The organism is Kribbella sp. NPDC051620 (assembly GCF_044453825.1).
Taxonomy (GTDB): domain Bacteria; phylum Actinomycetota; class Actinomycetes; order Propionibacteriales; family Kribbellaceae; genus Kribbella.
Genome location: NZ_JBITDB010000002.1, coordinates 57,812 through 79,546, shown reverse-complemented (window position 1 = coordinate 79,546; position 21,735 = coordinate 57,812). Strand labels below are relative to the sequence as shown.

The following is a 21,735-nucleotide window of genomic DNA, read 5'->3' as shown; positions in this document are numbered from 1 at the left end:
TCTTGACCCGGGGTCGGGAATGCGCAATCCTGCGGGAAAGCGCATTCCTGAGTAGGTCGAGTGGAGGTACGCCGATGAGGTCGGTTCCTGCGAGTGGGTTGCGGGATTACGAGGCGCAGGTGTGGATCGACGGGTGGTGTGAGCCGCCGGCGTCGGACTGGCTGCCGGTGCTCGACAAGGCGGCGGGCAAGCCGTTCGCGCGGTGCGGGAGTGCGTCGGCCGAGCAGGTGGACCGGGCGGTCCGGAGCGCCCGGCGGGCGCAGGCCGAGTGGGCCGAGGTGGACGCGAACACCAAGAGCGAGATCCTGCGGGCGTTCGCGCGTGAACTGGAGAACCGGCACGACGAGCTGATCACGCTGATCATCCGCGAGACCGGCGGTACTACGGAGAAGGCCGAAGAGGAGCTCGGGCAGTCGATCAACCAGCTGCTCAACTCCGCCACCCAGCTGACCGAGAACGCCGGCGCGATCCTGCCCCCGTACAAGAGCGGCAAGATCTCGCTCTCCCGGGCGGTCCCGCTGGGCGTGATCGGCCTGATCGTGCCCTGGAACTACCCGATGAGCCTCGCGATGCGTGCACTCGCTCCCGGCCTCGCCTACGGCAACGCGGTCGTCCTCAAGCCCGCCGAGCTCACCCCGATCGCCGGCGGTCAGATTCTCGCCGAGGCGGCCAAGGCGGCCGGAGTACCGGCTGGTGTCTTCAATGTCGTACCTGGCGACGGCCCGACCACCGGAAAGACCCTCTCGGAGCATCCCGACCTGGACCTGATCCACTTCACCGGCTCGTTCGAGGTCGGTCAGCAGATCTCGAGCTTCGCGGGCAAGAACTTCCGCGCCGCCGCGACCGAGCTGGGCGGCGACAACGCGTTCGTCGTCCTGGACGACGCAGACCTCGACCAGGCCGTCAGCTGCGCGGTCTGGTCCTCACTCTGGTACCAGGGTCAGACCTGTATCACCGCCGGCCGGCACATCGTCATGCGCTCGGTGGCCGACGAGTTCACCGAGGCCGTCGTCGAACGCGTCAGCAAGCTCCGGGTCGGCGACCCGCTGCGCGACGACGTCGACCTCGGCCCGATCATCACCGGGACGCAGCTCAAGCGCTTCCACGAAGGCCTCGTGCAGCCGTCGCTGGAGGCCGGCGCGAAGCTGGCGACCGGTGGCACGTACGACGGCTTGTTCTACCAGCCGGCCGTACTGACCGGGGTGACGCCGCAGATGCCGGTGTTCACCGAGGAGATCTTCGGCCCGGTGATGCCGATCACCGTGGTCGACAGCGAGGCCGAGGCACTCGACCTCGTCAACCGTCATCGCACCCTGATGAATTCGGTCTTCACCAAGGACCCGATGCGCGGGCTCGCGTTCGCGGAGAAGGTCAGGAGCAACGAAGTACACGTCAACGACGGGTACGCCCGGCACGGCGGCGAAGGCCAGCTGGCCGGTTACACCCACCGCCAGTGGATCGGCATCCAGACCACCCCCACCGAGTACCCCGGCTGGGCGTCGAAATGAGGAAACCCCTGATGAACCTCCGCAAAACCGCCGCCCTCGGCGCCGTCCTCGTGCTGGCCCTGGCCGCCTGCTCGGGCAACGACGACACCGCCGGCCCCAGTGGGGGTGGTAGCAGTGCCACCAAAGAGAAGATCACCCTGAGCTACGTCAACTGGGACGGCGGGATGGACAAGGTCGTCGACGAGTGGAACAAGCTCAACCCGGACATCCAGGTCAAGCTGAGCAAGCCCTCGGGCACCGGCTACACGCTGTACAACAAGCTGATCACCAACAACAAGGCCGGTACCAACCCGGACGTCACGGAGGTCGAGTACCAGGCATTGCCGGCGTTGATCGCGAACCAGGTGGTCGTCCCGATCGACGACTACGTGAAGGGGCTGGACGCCAAGTACGACAAGGCGTCGCTGTCCCAGGTGCAGTTCGAGGGCAAGACGTACGGCGTACCGCAGAACGTCTGCCCGATGGTGTTCTTCTACCGCAAGGACGTGTTCGGCAAGCTCGGTCTGAAGGCGCCGACCACCTGGGCGGAGTACGCGACGGTTGCCGCGGCGATCCACAAGGCCGATCCGAAGAAGTACATCGGCAACTTCACCGCCGCGGACCCGGGCTGGTTCGCCGGGCTCGCCCAGCAGGCCGGGGCCAACTGGTGGAAGGCCGACGGTGACACCTGGAGCGTGGCGATCAACGACGCCGCGAGCAAGAAGGTCGCGGACTACTGGGACGACCTGATCAAGAACGGCCTGGTGAGCCCGCAGCCGAACTGGTCGGCGCAGTGGAACACCGACATGAACAACGGGACCATCGTCGGCTGGGTCGGCGCGCAGTGGGGACCGAACCAGTTGCCGTCGATCGCGAAGGACACCGCCGGCAAGTGGGCCGCGGCACCGCTGCCGGCCTGGACCGCCGGAGACACCGCGGTCGGTATCTGGGGCGGAGAGACCGAAGCCGTGACGGCGAACTCCAAGCACCCGGCCGAGGCCGCGAAGTTCGTCGAGTGGATGAACTCGTCCGAGGCCGGCATGGACTCGCTGATCAAGAACGTGCAGGTCTTCCCGGCCTCGCCGCAGGGACAGGCGCTGCCCGCGCTGAAGACGCCGCCGCCGTTCATGTCGACGCAGCCGGACTACAACACGCTGATGGCGACCGCGGCCAAGGGCGTGCGGACGTTCGACATCTGGGGCCCGAACGCGAACGTCACCTTCGACTCGTACTCCAACGCGTTCGGCGCCGCGCTGCAGAAGAAGACCTCGCTGTCCGGGGCACTCGACACGATGCAAGAGGCAACGGTCAGCGACATGAAGAAGCTCGGCTTCCAGGTAGCCGGCTGAGATGAGCGGTCCTCGTGCCGCCACGGCGGCGGGCAAGGCCCGCGGCCGTGGCGGGCTGTTGCCCGTCGCGCTGGTCACGCCGGCGGTCGTGTTGTTGCTGCTGTTCACGATCGCCCCGGCGGTCTACGCGATCTTCCTCAGCTTCCGCCGGATGAAGGTCGGCAAGGGTCTGCTCGGCGGTGGCAAACCGACCGAGGTGTGGGCCGGTATCTCCAACTACACCTCGACCCTGAGCGACAGCGAGTTCTGGTCGAGTCTCGGCCGGATGCTGCTGATCGCGGCGTTCGGCGTACCGCTGACGGTGATCCTGTCGACGCTGTTCGCGTTGTGCCTGGACGCGAAACGGGCCCGGCTGGTCGGGTTCGCGCGGTTGGCGATCTTCCTTCCGTACGCCGTGCCGGGTGTGGTCGCGTCGCTGCTGTGGGGCTTCATGTACCTGCCTGCGACGTCGCCGATCGGCGGTGACGTAGTCGACTACTTCGGTACCAAGGGGATTTTCTTCAGCGTGGCCAATGTGGCCGTCTGGGGTGTGGTCGGCTTCAACATGGTGATCCTCTACACCGCCGTACGGAGCCTGCCGAAGGAGCTTTTCGAGGCAGCCGAGCTGGATGGCGCGACGGAGTTCCAGATCGCCGTACGGGTGAAGCTGCCGATGATCGCGCCCGCCGTGGCGATGGTCGCGCTGTTCTCGGTGATCGGCTCGCTGCAGCTGTTCAACGAGCCGACGACGCTGAAGCCGCTGGCGAATGCGATCTCGTCGACCTGGGTGCCGCTGATGCGCGTCTACACCGATGCCTTCGTCAACAACAGCATCTATGAAGGCGCGGCGACGTCGTTCGTGCTGATCGCCATGACGGTCGCCGCGACCGTCCTCGTCTCGGCCGTCGGCCGCAGGATCGCCCGGAGGTCCACCAGATGACCCGGCAGCGCACCCGCTGGATCCCGACACTGATCCTGCTGATCGGCGCCCTGTACTGCGTACTGCCGGTGCTGTGGATCGTCATCGCGTCCACCAAGACCAACGACGAGCTGTTCTCGACCGCGCCGTTCCTGCCCGCCTTCCACGGTGGGTTCTGGAGCAACCTGGACGCGCTGTTCAGCTACAACCACGGCATCTTCGGCCGCTGGGTGCTGAACTCGGTCATCTACGCGATCGGCGGCGGACTGTTGTCGACGGCAATCGCCGGAGCGGCCGGCTACGCCTTGGGCAAGTACCGTTTCGCCGGCAGCACCGTGTTGTTCAGGGCGATCGTCGCGGCGGTGCTGCTGCCGCAGATCCTGCTGGCTGTTCCGCAGTTCTTGCTGTTGGCAAAGGTCGGGATGACCAACAACTATGCGTCGGTGCTGTTGCCGCAGCTGGTCAGTCCGTTCGCGATCTATCTGTGCAAGATCTACTCGGAGGCCTCGGTCCCCGACGAGATCATGGAGGCGGCCCGGATCGACGGCGGCAGCGAATGGCGCATCTTCCGCTCGGTCGGCGCTCCGTTGATGATGCCGGCCCTGGTGACCGTCTTCCTGCTCCAGTTCATCGGCATCTGGAACAACTTCCTGCTGCCGTTCGTGATGATCAACAACGATCACCTGTACCCGCTGACGCTCGGGCTCTACGGGCTGATGATCATCACGGGTGGCCAGGCGGCGCAGTACTCGATCGTCATCGCGGGTGTGCTGGTGTCGATCATTCCGCTGGGAGTGCTGTTCCTGAGTCTTCAGCGGTACTGGAAGATCGACCTGATCAGTGGGGGAGTGAAGTTGTGAAGTACGTGGCGGTCTCGTCGTCGGCCGGGTAGTAGGACTCGACGGCGAGTTCGTCGAGGGTGAGATCGAGCGGGGTGCCGAAGGTCGTGATCGTGGAGAACATCCGCAGCTCGACGCCGTCGATGCGGATGATCATCGGGATCACGACCTCGGCCTCGACCGGGTCACCGGTATCGCCGGGAGCCAGTAGTTCTTCGTAGAGGGCGGTGAGCCGGGCGTCCGGGGCGGTGGCGAGTTGGCGTCGTACCCGGGAGCGGAAGACTGTCTTGACGTCGTCACGGTTGACCACCAGGGCGGCCAGGCCGCGGGGGTCGAGTCCGAGGCGGAGCAGGTTCATCGGAGGCTCCCGCAGTTCTGGTGCTACGCCGGTGAGGAACGGGGCGACAGCCCGGTTGGTCATCACGATGTCCCAGTGGCGGTCGAAGGCGAGAGCTGGGTAGGGCTCGTGGGCTCGCAGGACGCGCTCTACGGCATTGCGCGCCGCTGACAGCGCAATGGAGTCGAGGGGGCTTTCGGAGTACCGGGGTGCGAAGCCGGCCGCGAGGAGAAGGGCGTTGCGTTCACGCAGCGGTACGTCGAGCTGCTCGGCCAGTCGTAGGACCATCTCGGCGCTCGGTTGCGACTTGCCCGTCTCGACCAGGCTGACGTGCCGTGCCGAGACGTCAGCGGCGATCGCGAGATCCAGCTGGCTCAGCTGCCGCCGATGCCGCCACTGCCGCAGAAGCTCCCCGACCGTTGCCATAGTCATCGACCCTACTCACTTCGCCCCACTTGTCGATGAAATGGCATTTCATCGACAGCCGCCGCGACCCGGCACAACACTGCTGCTCATGACCACTCAGAACAAGCAACTGGTGCAGCAAGCGTTGGCCCAACTCATCGGCGAAGGCGGCGTCACGGCCCTGGAACCCTTCGTCAGCGAGGATTTCCGGCACCACCGCCCCAACGGCCGAACCCGCACCAAGTCCGAATGGCTGACCGACGTAGGCAACGCCCTGACCCCATTGGGCGGCATGAAGGTCGAGATCCTCCACATCTTCTCCGACGCCGACCACGTCGTCGTCCACACCCACCGCCATCTGCCCGACGGCCCATCCATTGCCGTCATCGACATCCTGCGGGTCACCGACAACCAGATCACCGAAGCCTGGGAAGTGATCGAACCGCTGGTCGAAGCCGATTCCCACCTGACGTGGTGGCAGCTCTGACGTCAGGTCGTTCGGCTGGCGCGACGGTGGCGGAGTTGCTCGATGCGGAGGAACGCGCTGCCGATCAGCACGGCCAGGATGAAGGATGCGAAGGCCTTGATGAGGGAGGGGATCATCTTGTCGACGGAGGCGCGATCGCCTACGTAGTACGGGATCGTGTTGTCGGCGTTGGTACAGGTGACTGTGATTGTCTGGGGTGGGATCGGGGATTTCGAGTGGGCGATGACGTAGTAGCTCGGGCCGTCCACGGAGTAGTTCTCTTTTCTCAGTGGACCCTTCAGGGGGATGTCGGCGCCGGTGGCGTCCTTGGCCTGGCAACTCGGGGTCTGGCCTTGAGCGGTCGTCGAGATGGTCAGGCCGTCACGGTCCAGCCGGACTACACCGTCTCCGAGCGGTACCGGTTCGGTTGGCATCGCACTTGTCATCTGCAGGACAAAGATGGAGCTCAGCACGATGCCGGCGGCGAAGAAGGCGATGGCGCTCCACAGCAGCGGCCGGCGGCTGAACGGCGGCCGGACGCCGGGTTGCATGGTCATAGCCGGAAAGACTAGTGCTGAGGGAGGGGCGGGGTGCTGGCGCGGATCACCGGGTAGGCGGGGACTGTGCGGCGGGTGAGCTCGGCGTCTGTGGTGGTGGCTCGGTAGACGGCTTCCTGGGCGACGGCGTTCAGGGCGACGTGGACGGTGGTCAGTTTGGGGACGACGTCGCGGAGGGTGCTGATGTCGTCGAAGCCGGCGATGCCGATGTCTTCGGGGATGCGCAGGCCGCGTTCGCGGAGGCCGGCCAGGGCGCCCAGGGCCATGTCGTCGGTGACGGCGAAGACGAGTTGGAGGTCGCGTACCTCGGCTTCGGTCAGGCTGAGCACGAAGTCGCGCGCGCCGGCCCAGCTGAAGCCGGGGTGATGGACTCTGGTCGCCGCGTCGGCGACGCCTGACTCGACGAGGCCGGTGACGAAGCCTTCGACGCGACGGCGCATGGACAGCAGGGGAGTACCGCTGCCGAGGACGAGGCAGCGCTCGTACCCGAGGCCGGCCAGCTCGCGGGCGAGTTGCCGGGAGCCTTCGTGGTTGTCGAAGTCGACGGTCTCGAAGGGAAGGTCCGAGCGGCTGATCAGGACGACGCGACCGCCGGTCTCCTCGTAGCGGTGCAGTTCGTCGACCAGTTGCTGCTCCGACGGCGGATCGACGTACCCGGTGCCGGCCAGGATGATGGCGCGCGGTTGCTGACCGCGGAGCTCTCGGACCAGGTCGAGCTCACGGTCGGCCTGCCGCTCGGTGACGGCGATCGATACATGCAGCCCGATCGCCTCGGCCTGCTTCATGATCTCGGCCGCCATCGCCGAGAAGTACGGATCGGAGATCAGGCTGATCACCAACGCGATCGTCCGCGAAGTACCCCGCGCCATCGCCTGCGCCGGCAGATTAGGCGTGTAACCAAGCTCGCGAGCCGCCTCCAGCACCCGCTCGCGATAGCTCTCAGCCACCTTCCGCGAACTCCCGTTCAGCACCCGCGAAGCAGTCGGCTGAGAAACCCCCGCGGCCCGAGCCACATCATCAAGCGTGACAGGACGCCGCACCCCCGAATCCCCCAGCATCCCATTCATCCCGGCAGTTTATCGGCGAACCTTCACCCCGGCGGCGAAATCGGCATCATCAGCCGCGCCGCGACCGCCAACGCGACATCCTCACGACCATGCGGTGCCACGACCTGGGCGCCGACCGGTAGGCCGTCGAGTAATCCAACCGGCACACTCACAGCTGGGTGGCCCGTGATGTTGAAGCCCCAGCACAGGTCGCCGACGACGATGTTCTGTTCGTGCTGGTCGTACCCGTGCGCAACTCTCGGGGTGGTCGGCGTGATCAGAGCATCGACCGAGGAGAACAGGTCCGCGAGGGCCGTGCTGTTGTGACGCCGCACCTGCACGGCCGCCTGCAACGCCGATGGCTCAACAGGCAAACCGGCATCCAGATCCCGCAGAGTCAGCCAGGCCGAGTCGACGGGCAGCCAATCAAGAGCAACATCTTGTACGCCGATGCTCGGCACAGCGAGGCTGCCACGGACTACTCCGTTCACTGCGGGATCATTCTGTATCAAGCCCAACGCTGACCTGTACGCCACTCGCCAAGACTCAGGTCCGGCGACCGTAGGCACCGGCCAGTGTGGCAACGCGCTCGGATCGAGGCGGTCCGGTCCGCTCACCAGGCTCGTCGCCAGCGCGACATCCTCCAGCGTCGTGCCGATGAACCCGCCGATCGTGAGCCCGGCCAAAGCCCGGCCATCCGCCCGAGGTACCCGCCCCGCCGTTCCCTTGAGCCCCACCACGCCACAGAACGACGCCGGGATCCGCAACGAGCCGGCGCTGTCCCCGCCGGTCGCCAGCGGTACGACACCAGCCGCCACAGCCGCCGCAGCACCCGCCGACGAGCCGCCCGACGAGCGCGAAAGGTCCCACGGGTTCCGCGTGTACTCCGACCCGTTCCACCCGAAGGTCTGCGACACCGCGTCCGGCCGGGCGCGGGTCGACGTGCCGAGTGGGATCGCCCCGGCCGCGAGCAGCCGCGTGACGATCGGCGAGCCGGCCGGCGTACGGGCCTTGATCAGGAACGGGACCCCGGCCAACGGCAACCCCAGGTCCACGCGCTCGGCACGCGACAAAGCGCCGTCAGCATCGAGCGTGTCGATGAAGTGCAGCAGTGGATCCCACCGCGCGACGCCGTCCAGCGCCTCCGCGACCACCTCGACGGCAGTACGCCGTCCGGCCCGCAGGGAGGCGACGAGGTCGGTGATCAGGCGTTGAGGCCTTCGTCGCTGTGGTCGTGTTCGTCCTGGTTGAGCATGGGGGAGACCGGCCAGTCGTCGGGGTAGTCGGCCGCGAACTCCTCGGCCTCGGCGAACAGGCGCTTCTTGTACTTGCGGGAGAGGCGGTCGCCGAAGACCATGCCCTGGGTGTGGTCGGTCTCGTGCTGCAGGCAGCGTGCCAGCAGACCGTCACCCTCGTAGCTGACCGGTTCGCCGTTCTGGTCGACCCCGGTCACCCGGGCGAAGTCGGGACGGGCGCACTTGGTGAAGGCGCCGGGCAGCGACAGGCAGCCTTCGTCGCCCTCGTCGAGCTGCCGGTCCTTGCCCTCGGGAAGCTCCAGCACCGGGTTGCAGACGACGCCCGACTGGTAGACGCCGTTCTTGTCCGGGCAGTTGAACACGAACACCTGCAGATCCACGCCGATCTGGTTCGCGGCCAGCCCGACACCCTCGGCGGCGTTCATCGTCGCGACCATGTCGGCCACGAGCGTGTGCAGTTCCTCGCCGAACTCGGTGACCGGCTGGTTCACGTGGTGCATGACGTCGGCGCCCCAGCGGGTCATGGGGCGCACGGAGCCGTCGGTAGGCAGCGTAGACATGGCTGAAATCCTAGCGAATCCGCGCGCCACGCCGGCGCGCGCGTCCGTAGTACCAGGACCGCCCCGGTACTACGGAAGCGCACCGCGACTCAGGCTTGGTTGACCTCGTCGCGCCAGGCAACCCAGTCGCGCAGCAGACCCAGGTCGTAGTCCGGGCCGGACGTGCTGACCGTGAACAGCCGGGTGCCGACGTCGAGCATCGCCTTGCCCAGCTCCTCGGGGCTCTTGTCGCCGACCGCCGTCGAGCGCTCGATCTCGCCCGGGTCGCGGCCGATCGCGGCGCAGTGCGCGTCGAGCACCTCGTGCTTGTGCGCGATCGTCTCGGCGTCGCCGAAGCCGTGCCAGATGGTCGCGTGCTTGGCGACCAGCTTGAGGGTCTTCTTCTCGCCACCGCCGCCGATCAGGACCGGGATGTCCCGGGTCGGCTTCGGGTTGAGCTTGGCCCAGCGCTGCTCGATCCGCGGCAGCGACTCGGCCAGCGCGTCGAGCCGGCCGCCCGCCGTACCGAACTCGTAGCCGTACTCGTCGTAGTCGCGCTCGAACCAGCCCGAGCCGATGCCGAGGATCAGCCGGCCGTTGCTGACGTGGTCGACGGTCCGGGCCATGTCGGCCAGCAGATCGGCGTTGCGGTAGGAGTTGCAGGTGACCAGGCAGCCGATCTCGATCCGCTCGGTCGCCTCGGCCCACGCCGCGAGCATCGTCCAGGCCTCGAAGTGCAGGCCGTCCGGCTCACCGGACAGCGGGTAGAAGTGGTCCCAGTTGAAGGCCACGTCGACGCCGATCTCCTCGGCCGCCGCGACGGTCCGCCGGATGGCGGCGTACTCCGCGTGCTGAGGCTGAACCTGGACGCCGATCCGGACCGGATACTTGCTGTAGGGGAGGGGGGCTTCAGTACTCATGCCGCCAGCCTACGCCGTATCGGAGGACCCTCCGGATGACGGTCACCAGTTGAGCCAGCGGATTGTCCGTGCCGGGCGGTAGGTTCCCGGACATGGACCTCAACGGCAGACCTGACCCGCCGACGGAGGCCGGCGAGAAGGAGACCCTCGTCGGCTTCCTGGACTTCCAGCGCGCCACCCTGCGCTGGAAATGCGAAGGCCTCACCCCCGAGCAACTCGGTACGCCGTCCGTCGATCCGTCCTCGATGACGCTGCACGGCCTGATCCGCCACCTCACCGAGAACGAGCTCGGCTGGTTCGTCGGCACCTTCACCGACGAGCCGGTCGTCTACCCGTACGCGACGCCCGAGCGCCCCGAGGGGGACTGGATCGGCCTCGACCCGAAGCAGTACGCCACTGACCTGTACCGGTACGACGAAGCCGTCGAGCGAGCCCGAGGCGTCATCGCCGACCTCGACCCCGATACCGTCGGCGAGGACGACGGCCGCCGCTTCTCACTGCGCTGGGTCCTGGCCCACATGATCGAGGAATACGCCCGCCACAACGGCCACGCCGACCTGCTGAGAGAGCGGCTGGACGGTTCGACCGGGGAGTAGACCCGAGCACACCGTCCAGCCGGGGCTCAGCAGAAATTGACCCCCGGGAAGGGGTCCTGCGGAGTCCAGACGTCGACGGCCGGGACGTAGCCCCAAGCGCCGTTGTCGTCGCCGTAGGTCCGGTACCAGATCGAGTTGCCGCCTCCGTGCGGCTGGCCGATCGTGTAGCACTGGAAGTAGCTGAAGCCGGAGCGCAGCGTGTCGACGATCTCGATCGGGTTGCCGCTCGCGGTGTCGTAGCGCGGGCTCTTGTAGATGGCCGCGTTGACCCTGTTCCCGCAGTACAGGTTGCCGCTGGCCGCGTGGCACGTCGCCGCGGTCGCGGTGGACGTCGTCGGAGCGGCAGAGGCTGACACAGTGGCGCCGGCTGTCATGACCGCCACGACGCCGATGGCTGCCAGCACACTCGTCTTTCGGAATGCCACAGGAGTTCTCCCCTCGTCCGGCGCCGGGGTCTCCGGCACCGCGGTCAGTATCGGCAGCCGCGAGGGGCACGATCAGCTCAGTTCGACGAACCTCGAAGGGCTTGACGGTCTATGGTTTTCGGTATGAGCGCCAAGTCGAGCATCGCCCCGGTTCGGTGGACGCCGCCGCCGGTACTGCCGGCCAGAGAGCCGGGGCGGATCGAAGTACGGGCTGTGCGGGTTCCGGGGGAAGGGCCTGAGGATGCGTTGATCGATGCTGATGGCAACGTGTTGACGGGCCTGGTCGACGGCCGGATTCTGCGGGTCAGTCCGGACGGTCAGGCGATCGAGGTACTGGCGGATACCGGTGGCCGGCCGCTCGGGCTGGAGTGGCTGCCGGATGGCAAGGTGCTCGTCTGCGACGCGAACCGGGGGCTGCTGACGCTCGATCAGGACGGCCGGATCGAGACGTTGCTGGGCGAGATCGACGGGCGGCCGATGAAGTTCTGCAACAACGCGGACGTACTGCCCGACGGCACGATCTACTTCACCGACTCGTCCACCCGGTTCGGCGTCGACGAGTGGATGGCCGATCTGCTCGAGCACTCCAGTACCGGCAGCCTCTACCGGCTCACTCCTGATGGCGAGCTCACCCGGCTGGCGACCGACCGCCCGTTCCCCAACGGCGTCGCGCTCAGCGGTGACCACCGGACGCTGTTCTTCGTCGAGACCGCCGGCTACGGACTCTTCAAGGTCGACCTCACCACCGAGGGCGCCGAGCCCGAGCTGGTCGCGATGATCCCCGGCCTGCCCGACAACATCTCGCGCGGCTCGGACGGGCTGATCTGGGTCGCGATCGGCTCACCCCGCAACGCCCTGCTCGACCTCCTGCTCCCGAAACCCCCGGTACTCCGCAAAGTGGTCTGGGCACTGCCCGACGCGCTCAAGCCGAAGGCCGCCGACATCATCGAGATCCAGGCGTACGACGAGGCCGGCAACCTGGTGCACGACCTGCGCGGCAAGCACCCCGACTTCCGGATGCCGACCGGCGTCCGCGAGCGCGACGGGCAGGTCTGGCTGAGCAGCATCGGCACGACCCACCTGGCGACCTTCCCGACCCCCAAGCGCTGAATCAGCCGATCTGCCAGGAGCGCTTGGACAGCCCGTACCAGAATCCGTCCACCACGGTCTCCGCGGTACCGAGTGAATCCTCGGACGCCCCGAGCGAGACGAACAGCGGCGCGAAGTGCTCGGTCCGCGGGTGGGCGATCCCGGCGGCCGGCGCCTTGTGCAGGAAGTCGATCAACGAGTCGACATCCTGCTTCGCCAACGCCCGCTTCGCCCAGTCGTCGAACTCGATCGACCAGCTCGGCGCGGCCGCGTCGGCGGGTCCGCCGAGGTTGACCGCGCGCAGATTGTGCGTCGTGAAGCCACTGCCGACGATCAGCACACCCTGATCGCGCAACGGCGCCAGCTTGCGGCCGATGTCGAACAGCTGCTTCGGATCGAGTGTCGGCATCGACACCTGGAGAACGGGGATGTCCGCCTCGGGGTACATCTCCTTCAGCGGCACATACGCGCCATGATCCAGTCCGCGATAGGGGTCGTCGTACACCGGAGTGGCGGGGGAGTGCAGGAGCTTCCGCACCTGGTTGGCCAGCTCAGGCGCGCCGGGTGCGGCGTACTGCACCTGGTAGTACCGCTCCGGAAAGCCCCAGAAGTCGTAGAGCAGCGGCACGGTCTCGGTCGCCGCCAACGTGAGCGGAGCGGCCTCCCAGTGCGCCGACACGATCAGGATCGCGGTCGGCTTGGCGAGGCCGGCAGAGACGGCAGCGAGCTCCGCGGTCCACTGCCGGTCGTCCGCCAGCGGGGGAGCGCCGTGGCTGAGTGAGCACCGGCTGCTGAGTGTCACTCATCGGAGAGTCCTTCCAGAGGGTCGTACCTCTTCCAATGTAGTTGAACACTCAATCTATTCCCAGAGGCGTTAGGGTGCGGATCATGCGATTCGGAATCACCATCCTGCCGGAGTACCGCTGGTCCGTGGCGGGGCCGAAATGGCGTCGCGCCGAGGAGCTCGGCTTCGACCACGCCTGGACCTACGACCACCTGACCTGGGGCGGTCTGCAGGACTCACCCTGGTACGGGACGACCCCGACGCTGACCGCGGCGGCGCTGGCGACCTCGACGATCAAGCTCGGCACCTTCGTCACCTCGCCGAACTTCCGGCACCCGCTGGCGCTGACCCGCGAGCTGCTCGCCCTCGACGACATCTCGGACGGCCGCTTCCTGTGCAGCATCGGCTCGGGCGGCGGGATCGACTCGACCATCCTCGGTGGCGACGAGCTGACGCCGCGGCAGAAGGTCGACCGGCTGGCCGAGTTCGTAGAACTGCTCGACAAGCTGCTGACCACCGACAAGGTCGACTACAACGGCGAGTACTTCGCGACGCGCAACGGCCGCACCCTGCCCGGCTGCATCCAGCAGCCCCGGATCCCTTTCGTGATGGCTGCCAACGGGCCACGCTCATTGCGCCTCGCAGCGCAGTACGGCGCCGGCTGGGTGACCACCGGCGGCAAGGCCGACGACTACGAGAGCTGGTTCGGTACGGTCCGCGACCTCAGCCACCGGCTGGACGACGTACTGGAGGGCCGGTCGTTCGACCGGTACCTGTCCCTGGACTCCAAGCGCTACGCCCTGAGCAGCGCCGCCGCCTTCGAGGACGCCACCGGTCGAGCCGCCGAGCTGGGCTTCACCGACGTCATCACCCACTGGCCCCGCCCCGAGGGCATCTACGCCGGTACCGAGGAAGTGCTGGAGCAGGTTGCCGCCGAGGTCATTCCGCGGCTTCGTTAGCGCGTCGGACCCAGGTCGGCAGGACGTACCAGAAGACGACGAACCAGGCGACGACGACGGCCACGATGACGATCGCGGCCGTTCGGTTGAGGGCGACGTCGAGGACGAGCAGCAGGCCGCCGCTGATCGCCACGATCAGGATGACCAGACCTCCGACGGTCATCTTGGCGGCGATCGGGATCATCTTGTCGCGGACCTTGCGCTGGAAGACGATCCGGTGGAGCGACACCGGCGCGAGGAACAGCCCGGTCGCCAGCGCCGAGGCGACCAGCGTGCAGGCGTAGACCGTGTGGGTGAACGCGTCGGCGTCCTCGAAGACGTTGGTGAACGCGATGCCGAGCAGGAACGCGAACAGGATCTGAGTGCCGGTCTGGGCCAGCCGGAGCTCCTGGAGCAGCTCGATCCACTGCCGGTCCAGCCGCTCGCCCGCGTCCTCCTCGAGCCGCTGATAGCGAGCGGTGCGAGGCTGCGGTTCGTCGGTCATGCGGTAGATGTTGCCGCAGACTGAAGAGAGCCGCACACCGGGTGGTGTACGGCTCTCTCGTTACTCAGTTCTTAGAAGGACTGATCCGCGGATCAGATCGGGCGGATGTTCTCCGCCTGCAGGCCCTTCTGGCCCTGGGTGATCTCGAACTCGACGCGCTGGTTCTCGTCCAGCGAGCGGAAGCCCGAGGTCTGGATGGCCGAGTAGTGCGCGAACACGTCCGCGCCACCGTCATCCGGGGTGATGAAGCCGAAGCCCTTGTCAGCGTTGAACCACTTGACAGTACCGACAGCCATTGTTGTCTATCTCCTTGATGGCTTGTAACAAGACGCGATCCACACCTCATGAACCGCGTGTCGCCGAAAGGCCCCAGACGACGAAACCGGCCGTACAGCACAGCAAAAGTCAGTGGGAGTCCAAAACTGCAACGCGATAACTGTAGCCGATCCGAGGGCTCGTGTGGGGGGTGATCGGGAACACGTGTCGCGGAAAGTTGCCGCCCGCCACGGAGCGTGAAACGCCCGCCCCCGCGCGCAGCGTCCACCGGAGCCCCGGGTGAAGACAACGAAACCCCCGCCGACCTGCTGATTCACGCCTGACGGGCAGCCCCAGAGCGGGTCCGGCGGTAGACAAGGTTGGACAAGGCGGCCTGTACGCCCGGTGATCGCTGCCCGGACGTGCTGGATTTCCCCGGCGTGTCGTACCGCTGTGGACATCCGACACCAGACGAGAAATGGTGTCCGGGTGATCCTCAAAGTGGTACGCAGCGGTGGATTCGCCGGTCTCACGGCGAGCGGTGAGCTGGATACCTCGGCCCAACCGGACAGTGAGCGCCTGGAGCAGGTCGCACTCGGCCTGGACGGGGCACAGCTGGGCTCTGGCCGCCCGCAGCCCGACAGGTACGTCTACCGCCTGCAGGTCCACGCCACTGCCGACGCAGAGCCCACAGAGCTCGTGGTGGCCGAGCAGGACCTCGACGCAGACACCGCCTGGCTCCTGGACCGCGTACTGCAGTCCTAGAGCCAGGCGGTGCTCACTTGATGCTTAGTGCCAGTTGATCTCAGGCGCACGGTAGAAGTTGACGCTCAGCGCGTCCCACCGCGCCGCCTGGCCACCCAGGCGGTCCTTGTACGCCGTCCAGTCCAGTGCTGACGCCTGCGACCAGCCGAGCTCGGCGATGCCCGGCAGACGCGGGAAGGCCATGTACTCGAGCTTGTCGACGTCGTCTAGCGTCTCCGTCCACAGCGGGGCCTCTACACCGGCCACGGCGTCCTCCGGGAGGTTCGGGACCAGCGTGGACGGGTTCCAGTCGTAGGCCGTCTTCACGTCGACCAGGCCGGCCCAGTCCTGTCCGTACGGCGTGCTGTCGTCGTACTTCATGTCCAGGTAGGCCCGGTTGGCCGGGGACATGACGACCTTGGCGCCCTGGGCTGCAGCCTTGCGAGCCAGCTCCTGCGAGCCGGCGTCGTCGGTACCCCAGTACTGGGCGATGCTGCCGGCGGGCAGGACCGTGTCGCCGATCTCCTGCCAGCCCATCACGCGCTTGTGCTGCTTGGTGATGGCGGCCGCTGCCTTCGGTACGAACGTCTGGTAGTCCGAGTGCGGCGTCGAGTGCGCCTCGTCGCCGCCCAGGTGGATGATGTCGCCCGGCGTCTGCTGGGCCACCTCGCGGAACACGTCGCCCAGGAAGTCGTAGGTGAGCTGCTTGGCGACGCAGAGCGAGCTGAACCCGACGTCGGTACCCGTGTAGAGCGGCGGGGCGACGCCATCGCAGTTCAGCTGCGCGTAGGACGCCAGTGCGGCGTTGGTGTGGCCGGGAGTGTCGATCTCGGGGATGACCTGCAGGTAGTGGTCAGAGGCGTACCGGACGATCTCTGCGAAGTCGGCCTTGCTGTACGACCCGCCAGGCGTGCCGTTGACCTCCAGGCTGCCGCCGTACGTCGTGAGCCGCGGCCAGGAGTCGACCTGGATCCGCCAGCCCTGGTCGTCCGCCAGGTGCAGGTGCAGCTTGTTGAGCTTGTAGAGCGAGGCGAGGTCGATGTAGCGCTTGACCTCGGCCACCGAGAAGAAGTGCCGCGAGACGTCGAGCATGGCCCCGCGGTACCCGTAGCGGGGCGAGTCGGCGATCGCAGTACCGGACAAGTTCCAGGGACCGGCCTGGCGGGTCCTGGCGTCGGCCTTGGCGGGCAGTAGCTGTCGGAGGGTGGTGACACCCCGGTACAGGCCCTCCGGAGTCGCAGCGGTGATGCTGACGCCCTTGCGGTCGACGCGCAGCTGGTACCCCTCGGCTCCGAGGCTGGACGGGCCGTTGGTGGACAACTTGATGTCGGTGACGCCGGCCACGACCGGTACTACGGGCAGCGGGTAGCCCGTAGTGCGCCGGAGCTGTGAGGTGAGCTGGTCGGCGACCTTCTGGGCCGCGCGGCGCTCCTTGGCGCTGGTGGCGACACCGACGACGCTCCACGGCTTCAGGGAGTAGTCCTGGCCGGTCAATGCCTGCTGCGAGGTCGGCTTGGGGATCAGCGCGGGTGCCGGGGCTGCCGCCGGCTCAGCGGTGGCAGGCATGGTGATGGCGATAGCGGGAGTGGCTAGTAGGGGAGTCGCTAGCAGAGCGGCCGAGACGAGGCCAACCAGCGAGACCCGACGACGAGGGCGGGCGAGTCGTGTCATGACCGGAAGTGTTCGTCTGCTTACAGCGCTAGTCAAGATCTTTCAGCAAACTCCCTCCATTACTCGGCTGGATCCGTGACTGGTCAACGAGGCGTGTCGAAAGGTGCGGAATGTCGGTCGGACCTGCCATTGTTTGCGGCCGGGCCTTCTGACCAGGACGGGCCTGCCCTTGGATGGACGTTTTGCTGAACAGGAAGCTGGAGGACAGATGACTCAGGTGGCAGAGCAGCCGGGCACCAGTGCCGGGCGGCTCGGCTCGGTGGTGCTGGACTGCCCGGACCCGCTCGAGCTTGCCCGGTTCTACTCGACGCTCTTCGGTCTGGAGATCGACGAGCACGGCGACGACGACTGGCGGAGCCTGACCGGCCCCGGGTCGACGCTCGGCTTCCGGCGCTCGGAGGACTACGTACCGGCCACCTGGCCGGGTACGGACGCACAGCAACTTCACCTGGACCTGGTCGTCGAGGACCTGGCCAGCGGCCACGCCACGGTCGTCGCCCTCGGCGCCGAACCACTCGACCCGGTCGACGCGCCCCCGGCGGAGAGCCACCGCGGCTGGCGCATCTACGCCGACCCGGCCGGCCACCCGTTCCGGATCTGCCTGGACAGCGTCTAGCACGATCGCTTCGGGGTATCGGAGGGAGATGTTCGAAGGATTCGACGACTTCGAGATCACCACCTCCGGTACCACGATCCGCGGCCGCACCGGTGGCGACGTCCTGAGTCATTGACAACAGCTTGTCAAAATGACAAGGTGTTGTCATGTCTGTAAACGAGAAGCTCACCGTGCATCTGGCCGTCTACGACACGCTCGCTGACTGGGAGGTGGGGTTCGTCACCGCTCACATCAACAACGGGCAGTGGCATCAGGCGCCGGGGCGATACAGGATGCAGACGGTCAGCGCGGGACTCGAGCCGGTCACCACGATGGGCGGGATGCGAGTGCTGCCGGACTCGACCCTGGCGGAGCTCAAGCCCGAGGACAGCGCGATGCTGATCCTGCCGGGCAACGACATCTGGCCGACCGAGGCGTACGCGCCGTACGTCGAGAAGACGCGCGAGTTCCTCGACGCCGGCGTACCGGTGGCGGCGATCTGTGGCGCGACGGGTGCGCTGGCGATGGCGGGTCTGCTTGATGACCGGGAGCACACGAGCAACGCGGCGGCGTTCCTGGACAGCCTTGGATACAAGGGTGGCGAGCTCTACAAGGAGGAGCCGGCGGTGATCGATCGTGACCTGATCACCGCGGGTGCCAATGCGCCGGTCGAGTTCGCGCGGGCGATCTTCGCGCGGCTGGAGGTCTACAAGCCGCCGGTGCTCGACTCCTGGTACAAGCTGTACGGCGACCAGGACCCGGCCGGCTTCTACGAGCTGATGTCCGCCTGATGACGACCCGGCAGCGCCAGCAGGAACTGCTCAGCGCGGCCGCGCTGACGACGTTCAAGCTGAATGGTCAGTTTCTCGAGCTGGCCGAGCATCTCGCTCGGCCGGCCGGGCTGACCGCGACCTACTGGCAGGTGCTCGGAGCGGTGATCGGCGAGCCGCTGACCGTGTCCGGGATCGCCCGCGAGATGGGCATCACCCGCCAGGCCGTCCAGCGGACCGCCGACCTGCTGGCCGAGCGCGGCCTGGTCGAGTACCAGGACAACCCCGCCCACCGCCGCGCCAAGCTGGTGGCCGTCACCCCAGCGGGCCTGGCGGCGAATCAGGCGATCGGTCCGCATCATGCGCAGCACGCCAAGGAGCTGTCGGACGTTGCCGGAGCTGATCAGCTGGCCGACGCGGTCGCGGCGCTGAGCAAGTTGTCCGAGGCGCTCGACGCGCTGGATCTGTCCGATCGGTAAGTTCCGGAACCAGTCTGGGGGAACGTTCCCTTGACAGTTCCGCACGCACGCCCCAATCTCTGAGAGAGCGCTCTCTCCGCCCCCGTCCCTCTCTTCTGATTGGTGCCTCCATGCGCATTTCCAGACCGGCCGGAGCGCGCTCTCCGGCCCTGCTCCGGCGCTGGCTGATCCTGGTTTCAGCCGCGTTCCTGATCACCACGGCCCTCGTGATCGCACCGGGCGGCAGAGCTCAGGCTGCCGCCACGCTGCTGTCCCAAGGCAAGCCGGTCACCAGCTCCAGTACAGAGAACGGCGGTACACCGGCCGCTGCGGCAGTCGACGGCAACACCGCCACCCGCTGGTCCAGCGCCGCTACTGACGCGCAGTGGATCCAGGTGGACCTCGGGTCGACCTCGGCCATCAGCCAGGTCGTCCTCAACTGGGAGGCGGCGTACGGGAAGTCCTTCCAGGTACAGGTCTCCGACAACGCAGGTGGCCCCTGGAACTCCATCTACACGACCACCACCGGCACCGGTGGCGTCCAGACGCTCAATGTGACCGGTAGCGGCCGGTACGTCCGCACGTCCGGCACCCAGCGAGGTACCGGCTACGGCTACTCGCTCTGGGAGTTCCAGGTGTACGGCGGTACCGACGGCGGCCCGACCGCTTGCGGCGCGGCCAACGCCGCGCAGGGCAAGACTGCTACCGCGTCGAGCATCGAGAACGGCGGTACGCCGGCCTCGGCCGCTGTCGACGGCAACCCCGGCACCCGCTGGTCCAGTGCCGCTACTGACACGCAGTGGATCCAGGTCGACCTGGGTTCGACCCAGTCGGTCTGCCAGGTGGGCCTGAGCTGGGAGGCGGCGTACGGGAAGTCCTTCCAGATCCAGGTGTCCGCCAACGCAGGTGGACCTTGGAACTCGATCTACACGACGACCACCGGCACTGGTGGCAACCAGACCCTCGACGTGACCGGCAGCGGCCGGTACCTGCGGGTCAACGGCACCCAGCGCGGCACCGGCTACGGCTACTCGCTGTGGGAGCTCGTCGTCCACACCACCGATGGAGGCACCGGCCCGGTGATCCCGCCGACCGACCCGATCAACCCCGACTTCGGCCCGAACGTCGATGTCTTCACCCCGGCGACCCCGCAGGCGCAGATGCAGGCGCGGCTCGACCAGGTGGCGGCGCAGCAGCACACCAACCAGTTCGGCGACCAGCGCAACGCGCTGCTCTTCAAGCCCGGTACCTACACCGCTGACGTCAATCTCGGCTTCAACACCCAGGTGGCCGGCCTCGGCCTCTCGCCGGACGACGTCAACCTCAACGGCCACGTCCGGGTCGAGGCCGACTGGCTGCAGCAGGGCGACAACCCGAACAACAAGCAGAACGCCACCCAGAACTTCTGGCGCTCCGCGGAGAACCTGGCCGTCACCCCGCCGGCCGGACAGATCGAGCGCTGGGCGGTCGCGCAAGCGGCGCCGTACCGGCGGATGCACCTGAAGGGTGCACCGGAGATCCAGCTCTGGAGCGGCGGCGACGGCTGGGCCAGCGGTGGCCTGTTCGCCGACACCAAGATCGACAACCGGGTCGTCTCCGGCTCGCAGCAGCAGTGGGTGTCGCGCAACTCCGAGTTCGGCAGCTGGGCGGGCTCGGTGTGGAACATGGTGTTCGTCGGTACGACCGGCGCGCCGCCGCAGAACTTCCCGAACCCGTCCCACACGGTCGTCGGCACCACACCGGTGATCCGCGAGAAGCCCTTCCTGTACGTCGACAACGCAGGCAGCTACAACGTCTTCGTACCGGCCCTCCGGCAGAACTCGTCCGGCACCAGTTGGTCGCACGGCCCGGCCGCGGGCACGTCGATCTCGCTGAGCCAGTTCCTGGTCGCGAAGCCGTCCACTCCGATCGCCACCATCAACGCGGCCCTCGACCAGGGCAAGCACATGCTCTTCACACCCGGCATCTATCACCTCACCGACACCATCCGGGTGACCAAGCCGAACACCGTCGTCCTCGGTATCGGGATGGCGACGCTCACGCCCGACAACGGAAAGGCCGCGATCTCGGTCGCGGACGTCGACGGCGTCAAGCTCGGCGGCCTGCTGATCGACGCCGGCCCGGTGAACTCACCGGTGCTCGTCGAGATCGGCCCGGCCGGTTCCACCGCCGACCACTCGGCGAACCCGACCTCCCTGCACGACGTGTTCGTTCGCATCGGCGGCGGCGCGCACCTCGGCAAGGCGACGGTCAGCCTGCAGGTCAACAGCAACAACGTGATCGGCGACCACCTGTGGCTGTGGCGCGCGGATCACGGCGACCAGGTCGGCTGGAACGTCAACACGGCGGCCAACGGATTGGTTGTCAATGGCAACAACGTGACGATGTACGGGCTGTTCGTCGAGCACTACCAGCAGTACGAGGTGCTCTGGAACGGCAACGGCGGCAAGACGTACTTCTTCCAGAACGAGTTCCCGTACGACCCGCCGGACCAGGCGTCCTGGACCAGCGGTGGCGGGACCCGGGGCTGGGCGGCGTACAAGGTGGCGAACAACGTCACCACCCATGAGGCCTGGGGAGTCGGCAGCTACTCGTTCTTCCAGGTCAACCCGGCGCTCGTCGTCGACCGGTCCTTCGAGGTCCCCGACACCGCGGGCGTGAAGTTCCACGACCTGGTCTCGGTCTCCCTCGGCGGCGTCGGCACCATCGCCAACGTCATCAACAACACCGGCGGCACCGCGAATGCGGCGACCCAGCAACGTTATGTGGTGAGCTATCCCTAATTGAGCAGACGTCCGGAGAGCGC

24 protein-coding genes are annotated in these 21,735 nt (G+C 67.2%); 13 read left to right on the top strand and 11 right to left on the bottom strand.

The features are described from left to right. Positions 1-74 precede the first annotated feature (74 nt). From ACIA12_RS07640 to ACIA12_RS07625, 4 genes are read left to right on the top strand one after another with little or no spacing between them, the layout of a single operon-like run. Positions 75-1,508, top strand: a complete 1,434-nt coding sequence (locus tag ACIA12_RS07640; protein ID WP_396366106.1) for an aldehyde dehydrogenase family protein — start codon at positions 75-77, stop codon at positions 1,506-1,508. 11 nt (positions 1,509-1,519) lie between these two features. Next, the gene (locus ACIA12_RS07635; RefSeq protein WP_396366105.1) at positions 1,520-2,836 is read left to right on the top strand and encodes an extracellular solute-binding protein; all 1,317 of its coding nucleotides are present in this window, start codon (positions 1,520-1,522) and stop codon (positions 2,834-2,836) included. A gap of 1 nt (position 2,837) precedes the next feature. Continuing rightward, positions 2,838-3,755 (top strand): carbohydrate ABC transporter permease, encoded by a 918-nt coding sequence (locus ACIA12_RS07630; RefSeq protein WP_396366104.1) that lies wholly within the window; start codon positions 2,838-2,840, stop codon positions 3,753-3,755. Further along, the gene (locus ACIA12_RS07625) at positions 3,752-4,594 is read left to right on the top strand and encodes a carbohydrate ABC transporter permease (RefSeq protein WP_396366103.1); all 843 of its coding nucleotides are present in this window, start codon (positions 3,752-3,754) and stop codon (positions 4,592-4,594) included. Before ACIA12_RS07630 ends, ACIA12_RS07625 begins: the two co-directional genes overlap by 4 nt. Here the strand turns inward: ACIA12_RS07625 and ACIA12_RS07620 are convergent. Further along, the gene (locus ACIA12_RS07620; protein WP_396366102.1) at positions 4,572-5,342 is read right to left on the bottom strand and encodes a helix-turn-helix domain-containing protein; all 771 of its coding nucleotides are present in this window, start codon (positions 5,340-5,342) and stop codon (positions 4,572-4,574) included. The genes ACIA12_RS07625 and ACIA12_RS07620 overlap by 23 nt on opposite strands. 82 nt (positions 5,343-5,424) lie before the next feature. On the opposite strand from ACIA12_RS07620, the gene ACIA12_RS07615 reads away from it, so the two are divergent. Continuing rightward, positions 5,425-5,802, top strand: a complete 378-nt coding sequence (locus tag ACIA12_RS07615; protein ID WP_396366101.1) for a nuclear transport factor 2 family protein — start codon at positions 5,425-5,427, stop codon at positions 5,800-5,802. 2 nt (positions 5,803-5,804) lie between these two features. On the opposite strand, the gene ACIA12_RS07610 is transcribed toward ACIA12_RS07615, so the two are convergent. The 5 genes from ACIA12_RS07610 to ACIA12_RS07590 form a co-directional block, all read right to left on the bottom strand. Continuing rightward, a complete protein-coding gene (locus ACIA12_RS07610; protein ID WP_396366100.1) occupies positions 5,805-6,338 on the bottom strand; it encodes a hypothetical protein in 534 nt (177 codons plus the stop codon). An 11-nt stretch (positions 6,339-6,349) separates the two neighbouring features. Continuing rightward, positions 6,350-7,405, bottom strand: coding sequence for a LacI family DNA-binding transcriptional regulator (locus ACIA12_RS07605; RefSeq protein ID WP_396366099.1), 1,056 nt, complete (start codon positions 7,403-7,405; stop codon positions 6,350-6,352). Positions 7,406-7,428: 23 nt separating this feature from the next. After that, on the bottom strand, positions 7,429-8,538 hold the full coding sequence (locus ACIA12_RS07600) for an amidase family protein (protein ID WP_396366098.1): 1,110 nt from the start codon (positions 8,536-8,538) through the stop codon (positions 7,429-7,431). 50 nt (positions 8,539-8,588) lie between these two features. Next, positions 8,589-9,200, bottom strand: a complete 612-nt coding sequence (gene def, locus ACIA12_RS07595; RefSeq protein WP_396366097.1) for a peptide deformylase — start codon at positions 9,198-9,200, stop codon at positions 8,589-8,591. Positions 9,201-9,289: 89 nt separating this feature from the next. Beyond that, complete coding sequence (locus tag ACIA12_RS07590) at positions 9,290-10,099, bottom strand: LLM class F420-dependent oxidoreductase (protein WP_396366096.1); 810 nt, start codon at positions 10,097-10,099, stop codon at positions 9,290-9,292. A 92-nt stretch (positions 10,100-10,191) separates the two neighbouring features. Here ACIA12_RS07590 and ACIA12_RS07585 point away from each other — a divergent pair, with 92 nt between their 5' ends. Beyond that, positions 10,192-10,695 carry a DinB family protein gene (locus ACIA12_RS07585; protein ID WP_396366095.1) on the top strand — a complete coding sequence of 168 codons (504 nt, stop codon included), beginning with the start codon at positions 10,192-10,194 and terminating at the stop codon, positions 10,693-10,695. 26 nt (positions 10,696-10,721) lie between these two features. Here the strand turns inward: ACIA12_RS07585 and ACIA12_RS07580 are convergent, their stop codons facing one another. Further along, positions 10,722-11,120, bottom strand: coding sequence for a hypothetical protein (locus ACIA12_RS07580; protein ID WP_396366094.1), 399 nt, complete (start codon positions 11,118-11,120; stop codon positions 10,722-10,724). Between the two features lie 123 nt (positions 11,121-11,243). Between ACIA12_RS07580 and ACIA12_RS07575 the strand changes: the two genes are divergently transcribed. Beyond that, on the top strand, positions 11,244-12,230 hold the full coding sequence (locus ACIA12_RS07575) for an SMP-30/gluconolactonase/LRE family protein (RefSeq protein WP_396366093.1): 987 nt from the start codon (positions 11,244-11,246) through the stop codon (positions 12,228-12,230). A gap of 1 nt (position 12,231) precedes the next feature. Here ACIA12_RS07575 and ACIA12_RS07570 read toward each other — a convergent pair whose 3' ends face one another. Beyond that, complete coding sequence (locus tag ACIA12_RS07570) at positions 12,232-13,011, bottom strand: dioxygenase (RefSeq protein WP_396366092.1); 780 nt, start codon at positions 13,009-13,011, stop codon at positions 12,232-12,234. 86 nt (positions 13,012-13,097) lie between these two features. Here ACIA12_RS07570 and ACIA12_RS07565 point away from each other — a divergent pair, with 86 nt between their 5' ends. Beyond that, on the top strand, positions 13,098-13,952 hold the full coding sequence (locus ACIA12_RS07565) for an LLM class flavin-dependent oxidoreductase (RefSeq protein WP_396366091.1): 855 nt from the start codon (positions 13,098-13,100) through the stop codon (positions 13,950-13,952). On the opposite strand, the gene ACIA12_RS07560 is transcribed toward ACIA12_RS07565, so the two are convergent. Both ACIA12_RS07560 and ACIA12_RS07555 read right to left on the bottom strand, forming a co-directional pair. Then, the gene (locus ACIA12_RS07560; protein WP_396366090.1) at positions 13,933-14,436 is read right to left on the bottom strand and encodes a DUF6328 family protein; all 504 of its coding nucleotides are present in this window, start codon (positions 14,434-14,436) and stop codon (positions 13,933-13,935) included. The genes ACIA12_RS07565 and ACIA12_RS07560 overlap by 20 nt on opposite strands. A 92-nt stretch (positions 14,437-14,528) precedes the next feature. Beyond that, the gene (locus ACIA12_RS07555; RefSeq protein ID WP_012921273.1) at positions 14,529-14,732 is read right to left on the bottom strand and encodes a cold-shock protein; all 204 of its coding nucleotides are present in this window, start codon (positions 14,730-14,732) and stop codon (positions 14,529-14,531) included. Positions 14,733-15,180: 448 nt separating this feature from the next. Between ACIA12_RS07555 and ACIA12_RS07550 the strand changes: the two genes are divergently transcribed. After that, entirely contained in the window at positions 15,181-15,456 is a 276-nt protein-coding gene (locus ACIA12_RS07550; RefSeq protein ID WP_396366089.1) for a protealysin inhibitor emfourin, read from the top strand. A gap of 24 nt (positions 15,457-15,480) precedes the next feature. On the opposite strand, the gene ACIA12_RS07545 is transcribed toward ACIA12_RS07550, so the two are convergent. Next, positions 15,481-17,106 (bottom strand): family 20 glycosylhydrolase, encoded by a 1,626-nt coding sequence (locus tag ACIA12_RS07545; RefSeq protein ID WP_396366088.1) that lies wholly within the window; start codon positions 17,104-17,106, stop codon positions 15,481-15,483. Positions 17,107-17,314: 208 nt separating this feature from the next. Between ACIA12_RS07545 and ACIA12_RS07540 the strand changes: the two genes are divergently transcribed. From ACIA12_RS07540 to ACIA12_RS07525, 4 genes are all read left to right on the top strand, one after another. Beyond that, positions 17,315-17,722, top strand: a complete 408-nt coding sequence (locus tag ACIA12_RS07540) for a VOC family protein (RefSeq protein ID WP_396366087.1) — start codon at positions 17,315-17,317, stop codon at positions 17,720-17,722. 146 nt (positions 17,723-17,868) lie between these two features. Then, positions 17,869-18,492: a DJ-1/PfpI family protein gene (locus tag ACIA12_RS07535; protein WP_396366086.1), complete on the top strand. Its 624-nt coding sequence runs from the start codon at positions 17,869-17,871 to the stop codon at positions 18,490-18,492. Continuing rightward, on the top strand, positions 18,492-18,950 hold the full coding sequence (locus tag ACIA12_RS07530; RefSeq protein ID WP_396366085.1) for a MarR family winged helix-turn-helix transcriptional regulator: 459 nt from the start codon (positions 18,492-18,494) through the stop codon (positions 18,948-18,950). Before ACIA12_RS07535 ends, ACIA12_RS07530 begins: the two co-directional genes overlap by 1 nt. Positions 18,951-19,060: 110 nt before the next feature. Then, on the top strand, positions 19,061-21,712 hold the full coding sequence (locus tag ACIA12_RS07525) for a discoidin domain-containing protein (protein WP_396366084.1): 2,652 nt from the start codon (positions 19,061-19,063) through the stop codon (positions 21,710-21,712). The last annotated feature ends 23 nt before the right edge of the window (positions 21,713-21,735 follow it).

Excerpts from the sequence above, each read along its gene's own strand:
- ACIA12_RS07640 (WP_396366106.1), top strand. The coding sequence starts at position 75 with ATGAGGTCGGTTCCTGCGAGTGGGTTGCGGGATTACGAGGCGCAGGTG.
- ACIA12_RS07635 (WP_396366105.1), top strand. The coding sequence starts at position 1,520 with ATGAACCTCCGCAAAACCGCCGCCCTCGGCGCCGTCCTCGTGCTGGCC.
- ACIA12_RS07630 (WP_396366104.1), top strand. The coding sequence starts at position 2,838 with ATGAGCGGTCCTCGTGCCGCCACGGCGGCGGGCAAGGCCCGCGGCCGT.
- ACIA12_RS07625 (WP_396366103.1), top strand. The coding sequence starts at position 3,752 with ATGACCCGGCAGCGCACCCGCTGGATCCCGACACTGATCCTGCTGATC.
- ACIA12_RS07620 (WP_396366102.1), bottom strand. The coding sequence starts at position 5,342 with ATGACTATGGCAACGGTCGGGGAGCTTCTGCGGCAGTGGCGGCATCGG.
- ACIA12_RS07615 (WP_396366101.1), top strand. The coding sequence starts at position 5,425 with ATGACCACTCAGAACAAGCAACTGGTGCAGCAAGCGTTGGCCCAACTC.
- ACIA12_RS07610 (WP_396366100.1), bottom strand. The coding sequence starts at position 6,338 with ATGACCATGCAACCCGGCGTCCGGCCGCCGTTCAGCCGCCGGCCGCTG.
- ACIA12_RS07605 (WP_396366099.1), bottom strand. The coding sequence starts at position 7,405 with ATGAATGGGATGCTGGGGGATTCGGGGGTGCGGCGTCCTGTCACGCTT.
- def (WP_396366097.1), bottom strand. The coding sequence starts at position 9,200 with ATGTCTACGCTGCCTACCGACGGCTCCGTGCGCCCCATGACCCGCTGG.
- ACIA12_RS07590 (WP_396366096.1), bottom strand. The coding sequence starts at position 10,099 with ATGAGTACTGAAGCCCCCCTCCCCTACAGCAAGTATCCGGTCCGGATC.
- ACIA12_RS07585 (WP_396366095.1), top strand. The coding sequence starts at position 10,192 with ATGGACCTCAACGGCAGACCTGACCCGCCGACGGAGGCCGGCGAGAAG.
- ACIA12_RS07575 (WP_396366093.1), top strand. The coding sequence starts at position 11,244 with ATGAGCGCCAAGTCGAGCATCGCCCCGGTTCGGTGGACGCCGCCGCCG.
- ACIA12_RS07565 (WP_396366091.1), top strand. The coding sequence starts at position 13,098 with ATGCGATTCGGAATCACCATCCTGCCGGAGTACCGCTGGTCCGTGGCG.
- ACIA12_RS07560 (WP_396366090.1), bottom strand. The coding sequence starts at position 14,436 with ATGACCGACGAACCGCAGCCTCGCACCGCTCGCTATCAGCGGCTCGAG.
- ACIA12_RS07555 (WP_012921273.1), bottom strand. The coding sequence starts at position 14,732 with ATGGCTGTCGGTACTGTCAAGTGGTTCAACGCTGACAAGGGCTTCGGC.
- ACIA12_RS07545 (WP_396366088.1), bottom strand. The coding sequence starts at position 17,106 with ATGACACGACTCGCCCGCCCTCGTCGTCGGGTCTCGCTGGTTGGCCTC.
- ACIA12_RS07540 (WP_396366087.1), top strand. The coding sequence starts at position 17,315 with ATGACTCAGGTGGCAGAGCAGCCGGGCACCAGTGCCGGGCGGCTCGGC.
- ACIA12_RS07535 (WP_396366086.1), top strand. The coding sequence starts at position 17,869 with ATGTCTGTAAACGAGAAGCTCACCGTGCATCTGGCCGTCTACGACACG.
- ACIA12_RS07530 (WP_396366085.1), top strand. The coding sequence starts at position 18,492 with ATGACGACCCGGCAGCGCCAGCAGGAACTGCTCAGCGCGGCCGCGCTG.
- ACIA12_RS07525 (WP_396366084.1), top strand. The coding sequence starts at position 19,061 with ATGCGCATTTCCAGACCGGCCGGAGCGCGCTCTCCGGCCCTGCTCCGG.